This window comes from Bacillus sp. 11C (assembly GCF_055486375.1).
In genome coordinates, this window is record NZ_JBUPVZ010000004.1 from 82,395 (window position 1) to 95,192 (window position 12,798).

Consider the following 12,798-nt stretch of genomic DNA (forward strand, 5'->3'; position numbering starts at 1 on the left):
TCTCCTGATCTGAAGGCATCGAGAATTTCTTTATGATTCATACGATTTACTCCCTTCTATGATGTTTTGCACACTCTTAAAATCCAGTTTTCCTTGCGCCACCTCTTGCATCAATCCGATGATTTGCTCGTCTGTATACGTTCCCTTTGTTTGATGTGCTGCCGCGCTTTGATTGCGTTTTTCAGCTTTTAAGGCCAAATGAGCGGATAAATCTTGGACTGTCTGATATTCAAGGATTTCCCGGCCAGTCACCTTCATCTGCGTGATTTTTTCGATATGACGCATCAATTTTCGGCCAAGAATTGAATCCATCCCATAATCCAAAAAGTTTCTTTTGAAGCTTATTCGCTCCTCAGATATGCCCAACTCTCGTGCTAAAAATTGAACAATGATCTTTTGAATGTGTGTTTCTCCATTAGGCTCGTCAATCTCTGTTTTCATGTCTTGTATATGCGGTTTAGCGGCCTTTGTTTGATGATTGCCTGACGAAACCCAATACCGCTCCCTTGCAAACGGATAGCCAGGTAAAGGAATCGTCCGAACGTCATCGCCTTCATGAAGGAATTCCCACGGGATCTGATGTCCTCGCACCCAACATTCCGCAATGTTTTCCAAATTTCTTTCTTTTGTGAGAGCTTGCAGGAATGTTTCATCCTGTTCTACTAACATCCCTTCCGTATGTCCTATATAAAGGGATGCCTGTTGGCCTGATACCTCACCATTCTTCATTGCTTCCGCGTATTCCTTCAATTTTCGCACCAATTGCTCCTGATTGTTCACAACAATCGCGATCCTCGCTTCCATGGCTTTTCTTCCAGCCTGAAGTGTATATGCAACATCAGGTAAAGATAGGTTCTGATTCTGCTCAAGATACACAATCATGCGGCTGACAGCATCCTGAAGCCGATCGTCATTTTGGGCCGATAGTACGATAACCTGCGGGCATTCAGCTGACTCTTTATGCCGCTGTGTGAACGGCTGCTCATCCGGGATGTATTCTTCAATGACTGCATGGGCATTGGTGCCGCTGATACCTGTCGTGCTGATGGTTCCCATCCTCGGATTCTGATTTTTCCTGATCCATGGAAGGTTCTCTTTGCAAAGCACAAACGGGCTTTCTTTAAACTGAATATACGGGTTGTCCGCTTTACAATGATGAGTAGCAGGAATCGTCTGGTTTTTTATTGCCATCAGCATACTGATTAAAGCAACCACCCCTGACGCTGCAAATGTGTGTCCGATTAAAGGTTTAATCGAGCTCATCATGCAGAATTGCTTCTGCTTCGTGTATTTGCTGAACACGCTTGTTAACGCTTGGACCTCAAGCGGATCACCAAGATTCGAGCCGGTACTGTGCGCCATCACATATTGAATGTTGAGCGGGTTGATTCCATTTTTTTCATAAATGTTCTCGATCAATTCTGTCTGGCTAAAAGGATTTGGTGCCGTAATGCCATTGGTTTTGCCATCGTAATTCACACCGCTGGCCTTTATGCAGCCATAAATGTGATCATTATCTTCAATGGCCTTTGATAATGGTTTCATGAGAACAGCAGCCACCGCTTCACCTGGCACCAGACCATTGGCATCTTGGTCAAATACTTTACATTGTCCGTTCGGAGACAGCATCTCGGCTCTTGTCAGCGCCTCAAATGACATTTGAGAAATATTCAGGCTGACGCCGCCGGCTAAAGCCATTTCACAATCTCCCTGACGGAGGGCTGAACATGCCTGATGAATCGCCACAAGTCCAGATGAACATGCTGCTGTCAATGCCATATTAGGTCCTTTTAGATCTAATGCGTATGCGATTCGCGCAGATAATGTGGCGTTTTGTGTTCCGTTAATGTAATCCGTATCTCCGGTTAAATGCGCATATTCTCCTTCTTCCACACCTACGTAAACACCGCATGATTTTCCTTTTATTCGATGTCCCATATAGCCAGCGTCTTCAAATGTGTGCCAAGCTTCCTCTAGAAAGATGCGCTGGCGCGGGTCCATGCTTTCAGCTTCTTTAGGCGATATTTGAAAAAACAGCGGATCAAATCGGTCTATGTCCTTCAAAAATGCGCCCCATCTCGGCACTGCTTTTTCTGGACCTCCGTTAGCTCCCCCCCAGTCCAAGCGTTCTTTCGGAATGGCAGTGATACAATCTTTCCCGTTTTTCAGATTGTCCCACAGCTCCATGACCGAATCAGCTTGAGGAAATTTGCCGCTCATGCCAATAATGGCGATAGGCTCATCGTGAACCTGCCGGACGCTTTTTTTGCTGGTATCCAGTTCTGCAGGAACCGGAGCATCATCTTCAAGATTCTTTTGTGCCTCAGGTACATCATCCCGGTAAAATGCTTCGATCAGCTCTTTGTGATCCGTTAAGAAGAAACGGATTAATTCCTGTAAAGTCGAGTAACCAAAAAATAAAGCCGGTGTCACTTCGATGTTGAAATGCTTTGTTAACACATTCGAGAACTTAGCCAAATAAATGGAATCAAATCCGAAGTCGGCCCAATTTTTGTTCAAATCCAGCTTGTCCTTTGAGATTTTAAGCAATGTGTGAATACGCTCTTTCAGATCGTGTTCTAAACGCTTTTCAACGCTTAGCGTTTTTACCTCGTCTCTTTTTTCTAGTACAACTGGGGCTTGAATGGCTGGTTTCGGAATAGCTGATTCGGTCATTCCTAAAAAGCGGCTGACCCGGCTGGCCTGACCGGCTACCACAAGATGCTGAGCATCCTGCTGAGACAGGATGTGTTCGAATAGGCGAATGCCTTCATCGGCTTCTAAGAAGCGCTGGCCGCTTGATTTCAGGTACAATTCGGTTGTTTCTTCATCACCGATCTTCATTCCGCCATCTTTCCATACAGGCCAGTTGATGACATACGTTTTGCCGCTATGAAGCCCATTTCTGTACTGTGCATAGGCCATTTGGAACCGATTTCCGACCGCATAATCACAACAGCCAAAATCTCCTAAAACCGCAGAAGACGAAGAAAAATAACAAACAAAATCAAGGATTTCATTTTCAAGCCATTCATCAAGCGCTATCGTACCGCTGATTTTCGGTTCAATGATGCGCTGGAAGCTATCGATCTCTTTATCAAAAATAGCAGAATCGCTCTCGATACCAGCTGCATGAATAACGCCGTTGATGGCGCCAAATCGGTCTTTCCCTCGTTTCACGCAGTCTCCCATCGCGATAGGATCAGAAACATCTGCCTCTGCATACATGGCTTCGCCGCCTAGATCCTTTAATTCTTTTATTTGCTTTTGCTTTTCGTCATTGAAAGGCGACCGCCCTGTCAAAATAAGGTTTGCGGCATAGTTTTTAGCCAAATGCTTGGCGAATAAATAACCGAGCCCTCCTAAACCGCCTGTCATCAGGTAAGTGCCGCCAGACTTCAATTTGCTGTCGTTCGGTTGTATGGTGGTCTGTTTAATGTGACATACACATCGTTTCTCATTTTGATACAAAACGGTTTGTTCAGTTGAAGCCTGTAATTCCGTCCAGATTTTACGAGCCCAATCATCCATCGATTCTTGATCTGCCGGCTGAAAGATTCCAGTCACTTTTGTATGTGGAAAAACAAGCCCGAGTGAGCGTTCGAAGCCAATCCATGATTCCAGATAGCTCCGGTCAAGACCATTTTCAAAACGTCCCGCCAGCAGCAGCCGTGAAGGATGGAACTTCGCTGCGGACATCCCTTGTAATAAATAGACAATGCATGAATGGTCCTTTATATAGCTCTCATCTTCCGCAGGCCACATATAGAGGATTGCATCTGGCTCTCCATGTTCCTCCTGAATGCTCTGGAAGGCTTTTTCAAAAGTGTCGGGTTCTTGCCGCACAATCTGATAGCTGTATTGAGACTGTTTGCTGTACACCTCACCCTGCGAAATAAAAATGACCTTGGTGTCTTGATCAACTTTTTTCACTGATGAAGCGAAGGCGTTTTGCTTTTCTCTATCCGTCAGAAAACAGATGAGCGTTTTGAAGCGTTTCGATGTGAGAGTTGCCGGTTCTTCTTTCCACACCTCTTGAAAAGTCATAACCTCAAAATGCTCTTCTGTTTGTTGTTCTTTAGACGCTGAGGCCTTTGCCTGATCTGGTGCCCAATAACGTTCTCTTGCAAATGGATATGCGGGAAGACTGATCCGGACAGGCGTATTTGTTCCATACAGCTTATCCCAGTCAAAAGACAAGCCTTTCACCCAAAGATCCAGCAGTTTCGTGTATTTCCCTTTGCTCATCCATGCCTCTATGATTTTTTCTGTATCTTCATCTGCCGATAAGACCGCTAATGCTTTTTTGTTCTCATCGATGCGATCCAGGTACAGGCTGTCTGCTTTATTTTCGATAAAATCGCGGAACTTTCTCTCAAGATCCTCTAATGATTCCGCTATAAAGCCCAGCCGTTCCTCCATTGCTTCACGACCCGTTTGCAAGGTATAGGCGATCCTGATCAGATCTGTTTTGCAGTACCTTTTTTCTTGAATGGCTGTGAGCAGCTGTTCCGCTCTTTCTAGCAGCCGTTCCCTGTTTTTCGCTGACAGCACAATCAGCGCAGGAGGAAAAGCTTCAGGCGTTTGCGCTTCTGTTTGCGGAATATATTCTTCAAGAATCATATGAGCATTGGACCCTCCAGCGCCAAAACTGCTCAATCCGGCGCGTCTCGGCACCTCCTGTCCGTCAATCACCGGGCGCTTCCATTCACCAAGATGCTGCTGAACGACAAACGGAGTATGGCTGAATTCAATGTTTGGATTCAGTCGCTGAGAATGCAGTGACGGCGCAATTTGACCGTATTTAAACTGAAAAAGTATTTTTGTCAGTCCTGCAATTCCGGCTGCACTTTCACAATGACCGATATTTGATTTACTGGAGCCGATCGCGCAAAACTGTTTCTCCAGCGTATCTTCCTCAAATGCTTTTGTTAATCCCGCTATCTCAATCGGATCTCCTAATGCGGTGCCTGTTCCATGCGCCTCCAAATAACTGATGGTTCGGGCAGGAATATTGGCGCGCTCAATCGCTTCTTTAATCAGCTGTGCCTGTGCATGGGGATTTGGAACCGTATATCCATTTGTTTTTCCTCCGCTGTTAATCGCACTTGCCTTTATCACACCGTAAATATGGTCTCCGTCTGCTATTGCTTGTTGCAACGGCTTTAACACAATGGCGCCTACGCCTTCACCGTCGACAAATCCATCTGCGTCATCGCCGAAAGATTTACATGTATCACTTGCAGAGAGCATATTCATGACAGATAGGTTCTGATAATGAACCGGGTCAACAACTAGATTGACACCGCCGGCAATGGCGCAATCACTCGATCCGCTATAAATGCTTTCCAGCGCTAGATGAATCGCTGTCAGAGAGGATGAGCAGGCTGTATCGACTGCAAGGCTTGGGCCTTGGAAATTCAGCAAATACGATATTCTGTTTGCGATAGACCAATAGCCGTAGCCGGTCGGATAATTTTTGTTCATGACTCCGGCAAAGACGCCGATTTTTCTGCTTGTACAGAGCGTGTCAGGCGTGTATCCCGCATCTTCTATACTTGCATAAGCGGTTTGCAGAAATAATCGCTCCTGAGGGTCCATTCTTTCTGCTTCAAGCGGAGAAATCTGAAAAAATAATGGATCAAATTTGTCCATATCTTTGATAAAGCCGCCCCATTTCGTATAAATCGACCCTTCTTTTCCTTTTTCTTTATCGTAATAGGCTTTCCAATCCCAGCGTTCTTTCGGAATTTCCTCAATACAATTTCTACCTTCTTTTAGATTATTCCAAAAGTGTTCAGCTGTCTCCGCTTGAGGATAACGGCCTGAAATGCCGATAATGGCAACGTCACGACTGGCAGGAGCGTGTGTTGGCGTTTCTTTCTCCCTGCTGAAGCCAAACTTGCGATAGCGCCGCTTTCCTTTAGCGTCCTGCCCAGATTTTTTTGAAGACTTATTCATGCTTGCGGCCGGTGTCTGTTGGTGAACTTGACGGTCAAGACCTGTCAGTTTCATCAGCGCTTCTGTTTTTGTTTGGATGAAATGCTCAACTAACGCGTCAATCGTCTGGTACTCGAAAAATAAAGTGCTGCTTACATGGTCAAATTCTTTACGCAAGGTATTCGTCAGCTGGACAACGACGATAGAATCAATCCCGTACTTTTCAAGCGGTTCAGATGACTCAATCTTGCTAGCAGGAATTTTCAATGTTTCCCCGATTAGTTTTTTCATATATTCTGTGCTTATTTCTCTGAGATGAGCATGATTTGATTGTCCTGTTTTCTCCGAATCTACGTTTTGTGTATTAGCTGGCTCCTTATTAGACGCTAATGAAACATCCTTCTCTGGCGAGATCACAGTTTCCATCATCATACGGCGAACCAGCCCGTTGCTTGAGCCAGCGACGATCTGGTGACTGAGATCATGGGCCGCTTCGGCCGGGAAGAAGACAGATTCAAAGCCTTCGCTTTCAAGTGCCGCTTTCCAGCTGGTAGGATATAAGCCTGGGCAGCCGGGAATCCGTACTGCAGGATCTTCATACAGCCACCAGCCTTCCAAGAGACCAAAGGTGATGTGAGGGAACAGGCTGTTTCCCGCCATTTCATTCAGCAGCAGCATTCCGTTGTTTTTCATCACTGCTTTTGTATGCCGCAGCGTTTGACGGATATTCTTTGTCGCGTGAAGGACATTGGCTGCAATGACGACATCATAGCCGCCAGCCTCGATTTCCTGCTGGTCAATCGGTTTTTCTACATCAAAAAGCTGATACGTCAGGTACGGATTTTCCGCCCCATATTCCTTTTCAGCATGCAGCAAAAATGCTTTGGACAGATCTGTATAACAGTATTCTTTGATATGGTTTTGATAGGCTTTCAGTTTTTGAAAGATTCCGGCGCTCGTGCCGCCTGTGCCTGCCCCTATTTCCATAATGCGGATGGATGCCTGCGGATCGTGCTTCAGCCGTTCATCCAGATAAGCTATTAACGTATCGGCAAGCACTTTATTAAAATAGTCTGCCACTTGGTTATGCTTATAGATGCCTTCTACTAATTCCATTGAGGACTGAGGAAACATCATATCTGTGGCAGGCACTTTCCCTGTCAAAATATCCGGTAATCCTTTCAGCATGGTTTCTGCTAAAACAACCATCGCTTTTGTATTGCTGTCTTTGAGCCATTTTTCTTTTTTCGCATTCCATTCTTTCCAAAGCAGCGCGATATCCTCTGCTTGATCCTTCCTTACCAATGAATCTCCATCTTTCTTAAGATAATCATGCTGCAGAAGGAATTCACTGCTTTGCCGAAGCCACTTTTCATAAAATTCACGAGTCTTGTATTGTTGAAGGCGTTCAATCGATAATCTATGACCATCAAACAGCCCAGCCGTTTGCAACTGGCCTAACAAAAGTCTGTAAAGAAGATCGTCCAGCTCTTCGTGTGTCACTCTTTGAAATTGTCCTGTTTTCTGCAGGCGCCCCTTCAGGCTTTCAGCGTCTGCCGAAGGGTGCTCAGAATAAAGGGTGATGAATTCTTTCTGATTCACGCCTTCGACTGCTACAGGTTTTGTCGTATGAATAAATGCCGTTTGGCTGACTGGTCCAGAAAGCAGTGCTTCTAACGCCTTCATACCTTCCGCAGGCTCAATTAAGCCTAAGCCAATTTGATTCATAAGCTGTACATACTGTTCATCCTCGGCCGCTTCACTGTTCCCCCAATATCCCCAGTTCATGACTTTTACAGGACAAGCCCAGGTATGAGAAAGTTGGTGAGCAAAAGCATCTGCAAAGGCGCAGCCAGAGGCATAATGGCTTTGCTTTACATTTTTGATGTGTGCGACAAGCGAAGAGAAAAACAGAACAAAATCTAAATGTTCCTGTTGGAACACTTGGGCAGTACGAACACTGGCATCCATCTTCGCCGCTAGTCCGGCAGTAAATTCTTCCATCGTCATATTATCCAGACTTTGTTCAGATAAAACCATTGCAGAGTGAACGATCCCGTGAATTTCAGGATGACGCTTTTTCACTTGATCATAAGCCTGCTGCAATGAATGCATATCCGCAGCATCGGCTGCAATATAGTAAGGCTCAGGGCCAAGCGCTGAGAGACGGTCTATTTTCGCCTGGATGGCATCATTGATTTGACTGCGTCCAATCCAAACGATTTGCGCCTGATAGCGGCGGATCATGTACTCACTCCAAGCCTCTCCGATGTATCCAGCACCTCCGATGACCACATATACTCCGCCTGTTCGGTAAAGCGTGCCATTTGACGGTGAGTACCGATATGGGATCAATTGCTGCTGATGCCATTGCTGATTCCGATAGGCCCAAGTGTGTCCGAGACGGTCAGCAGGAAGCGTAAACATTTGATGTATCGGCCACATGCAGCCTTCTTCAAGATCAAGAAGACGGATTTTCCAATGCGGATATTCCTTAGCAATTGTGCCGGCGAGTCCATGAATGCTTGCATGAGCGGGGTGAACTTTCTCAGATGGAGTAACCGGCTGTGCTTGGACGGTCACAAAAGACCACTCTAGCTTCTTCTCACCATAGCCTAATAGAAGACATGCCTTCACAAGCTTAAATGCCTGAAGAACGGCCTCTTCTTGACCTTCACTAACGATATTCTCCGGGTGTGACGGGGCCATCCACAATACATGGTCAATGCCTCCGCACGCTTGCAGCTTGTCCGCTATTGCAGCAATGTCATCTGCAGACCGGATATCGATAAAGGAAACCTGCGGATGATGCTGCTTTATTAACGTCCGTTCACCTTCAGTACCACCGCATAAAACAGCACGCGCAGCAACAAACAAAGCATTGTCCTCACCATTTGGAGAAACCGGTTCCCAGACAGGGATCATCATCGTATGGCCTGTCAGCGGAGAATCAGCTGCTGTTTGAGGCTTTGTCTGCTCTCCATCAAGTGCCCGCATCGAGGCACCCTTCATTCGTACACAAACGTTCCCGTTCTTATCGCATAAATCAATATCATACTTTTTGACTTTGTCGCCCGCTTTACTGTCTGAACTATAACGAATATAAGACCATATCTCCTCAGGACACGGGCTGAAAACATCCAGCCCCTGCAAAGCAAACGGGAGAGACAGCTGGCGGGCTTGCGAGTCAGCATTGACAGAGCTGACGATAAAACCGACTGTGGCATGGAAGGCGGAATCCATCAAACTCGGGTGGAGCGTAAAATGCTGCTTGCCGTCTTTTAGAAAAGCGGGTAACGAGATTTTTGCAAGCAATTGATCATGTCCGACAAGCACTTTTTCAATCCCTTGATAGCCCTCGCCATAGTCAAGCCCAATCTGTCGAAACGCCGTATAGCATTGTTCTGACGTCACTGTATCCAGACTGCATTCTGTCTGGATGGATGCAAGATCTAAAACAGGAGTGTCCGCTTCAGCTGAAATGACTGCACGGCCTTGACTGTGTATCATCGGGGTTTCTTCTTTAGTTTCAGAGCTGCTGTAAATGTCAAAGGAAATGTCCCCGTTATCCTCAGGATAAAGGCCAATATGTATTTCTTTTGGTTCACTTCCTATCGTGATCGGGCGGATCCAGACGATGTCTTTAAGCGACACAACTCTTTGTTCACCTTCCAGATCGCCCGCAGCTTTTTCCGCTGCTTCCCTTGCCATTTCTAGGCAGGCAACGCCCGGCAGGATTTTCTGTCCCTGCACAACATGATCAGATAGGAAAAATTCTTGACCTGTAAAAACAGAGCTGAAGCGCTGCTCAGTAAAGTCTGACGTATTGCGGTGCACCAGCGGATGTAAGGTATGATCTACTATGCTGGTTTTTGTTTCAGGAGCTGGTATCCAGTAGCGCTCCTTTGCAAACGGATAGGTCGGAACACTGATTTTAAGCGGTTTGCGATCGCCATATAGCTCGTCCCAGATGACCCGCTTTCCTTGAACCCATGATTCAGCCATTTTCTTCAATTCGCTGTTTGTTAATGTTGGTCCGGCGGCCTCCTGGTCCTGCTTGGCTTGCCCAGACCAGCAGCCGTCGATCTCTATTTCACCATTTGCAAACGCCCGAAGTTTAGCAGATAAATCCTTTATGTCCTTCACGATGAAGGCTGCCCGCTCCTCCATTTCCACTCGGCCTGTCTGTAATGTATAAGCTAACGCTACAAGATTGACGTCTTCGCTCAGAAAATCAAGGAGCTTAACAGCGTAAGACTGCAGACGGTCTTTATTTCTCGCGGACAGAGGAATAATCATTTCTTCATTTTTCGCTAAAATCTGCTCTGAACGGCTCTCTGTCGGAATATATTCTTCCAAAATAAGATGAGCATTTGATCCTGAAGCGCCAAACGAACTTAAACCGGCGCGGCGGGGATATGTGACGTCCAACCCGTTTTCTGTAAAAGAAGGCTGCTGCCATTCCTTTGTATCATGCTGGACAAAAAACGGGGTTTCATCCAGCTGCAAATATGGATTCAGCTCTTCCGAGTGTAGTGAAGGCACCAGTGTTTTATGGTGCAGCTGCAGGACAGTCTTCGTTAAACCGCTGATACCGGCTGCAGATTCGGCATGGCCAATATTTGATTTCACAGAACCAATTGAACAGAATCGCTTGTCCTGTGTATTTCGGCTGAAAGCCTTCACCAATCCTTGTATTTCAATCGGATCTCCTAATGAGGTGCCAGTGCCATGGGCTTCAATATAGCTAATGGTGCGCGGATCAATTCCTGTTTTCTCTAAGCACGCTTCGATAACATCAGCCTGAGCTACCGGGCTCGGAACTGTAATTCCGCTTACTTTTCCCACATGATTAATGGCACTGCCTTTGATGACAGCGTAGATTCGGTCACCGTCCTGTTCAGCTTTTCGGAGCGGCTTTAACAATACTGTTCCGACACCTTCTCCAGATACGTAGCCGTCCCCGCCTTTGCCGAATGTATGGCAATAGCCATCACTTGAGTGCATCCCGACACTTCCATAGCTGATATATTTAGCCGGATGCAGTGACAAATTGACGCCTCCGGCAAGCGCGGCCTCACATTCTCCATTCCGGATGCTCTCTATTGCCAGATGAACAGCAGTTAATGAAGAAGAGCAGACCGTGTCGACCGCCATGCTTGGACCGTGGAAATTACAATAGTAAGAGACCCTATTGGCAATTTGCGCATAATTCAGCGATAAAGGAAATGGATGATGTTCTGATAGAGCCTCCGCTCCTATAAGGGAGTAGTCCTTATGCATAACACCTGCAAACACGCCGACATGCTGCCTTTTATTTTCTCCCTGCGGTGAAGCAATTGTTTCTGGTGTATACCCCGCATCTTCAATGGCTTCCCAGCACGTCTCTAAAAATAAGCGTTCCTGAGGGTCCATCGTTTCCGCTTCACGGGGTGAAATCCTGAAAAATTGAGGATCAAAACAATCAGCATGCTCGATAAACCCGCCCCATTTTGACAATGGCTTGCCCGAAGGTGAATCCAGCCCATTGTTATCCTTCCATTCCCAGCGCGAATTTGGGATCTCCGTGATGCAGTCGGTACCTGCCTTAAGATTTTCCCAAAATTCCTGTATGTTTTTCGCCTTAGGATAACGGCCTGCCATTCCGATAATGGCGATATCCCCCCCGATCTCTGTTGAGGAGGGAGAGACGGCTGAAGAATCCCGCATTGGTTTAGGAGACTGGCGAACTGCATCGTCCGCCTCTCCAATTGAATAGTGATCAGCAAGATACACAGCTAGTTCTGCAATCGTCGTATATTCAAACAGCAGCGTTGGCGAAAGATCCGCTCCGATCTCAGTCCCTATCTTCTGAACCACTTTTAGCAAGGATGGTGAATCCAGCCCAAGCTCATAGTATCCGGCGTGGATATCCATTTGTTCTGCTGGTCTTTCAAGCTGTTCAGCAAGCAATTGACGCAAATACGTTTCAATTGCTGTATAGTCCCGACTAGGATTCTGAGAGACAGCATGAATTTCTTTTCCAGAATGAAGGGCTGCCGCATCACGTACAGACTTGCCTGCAAACTGTTTCAGCTCGGCCACTTTTTGTCCGGAGGAATTAAAATATTCAATCGTCATATAAGTGAGTTCTTTCTTCTGGCGCACAGATGAAGAAAGGATCCGTGCTGTACACTCTTTTTGCAATCGTTCTGAAGCTGAGAAAGATTCATAACACAGTGGCAGATACATCGTTTGATCTGAGAGAAGGCAGCTTGAACCTATACCGCTGCCATCAATGAGAGTCGGATGAAACAGAAAAGCTTCAGAATGGCGCAGTGCTTCCTGTCCGACAGATAGATCAATCAAAGCACCCTCTTTGGTTTTATAAATCTGCCCTTCCGCCTTCATCATGCCAGTATGCACTAATTCTTGAGAGCGGCATTGTTCATACAGTTCATCTAAATTCAAAATCCTTTCAGCTGTATGTTTCCACTGATTATGGTCTATTGAATCTTCAAAAGCAGTCCGCTCTTTACGATGCATGTCAGCCGTCACATATTGTCTTTTGTCCGAAAGCGACTCACCACGCTGTTTTTGTCCGTCGATGATGATGGACCATGTCCCTTTCTTGCTTTCAGACACGTGAATTGTGAGAGCAATGTCATACAATTCGTCTGCGATCAAAGGGTAAAAAATAGTCAGGTTTTTTAATTCAAGCTCTTGATATGCGTAACCATGTTCTTGGAATACTTGGTAGATCAAATCTATATAAGCAAGGCCGGGTAATAACGCTTGTCCGTATACCTTGTGGTTGGACATGATAGGATTATTTAATGAAATGTGCAGTTGTTCAGTTATCATTTTCCCACTCCTCTC

Annotated in this window: 1 protein-coding gene; it reads right to left on the bottom strand. The window is 46.1% G+C overall.

What is annotated here, in order from left to right; all coding sequences use genetic code 11:
* Nucleotides 1-30: 30 nt before the first annotated feature.
* A complete protein-coding gene (locus ACY3LV_RS07580) occupies nucleotides 31-12,783 on the bottom strand; it encodes a type I polyketide synthase (RefSeq protein ID WP_464863602.1) in 12,753 nt (4,250 codons plus the stop codon).
* Nucleotides 12,784-12,798: the final 15 nt, after the last annotated feature.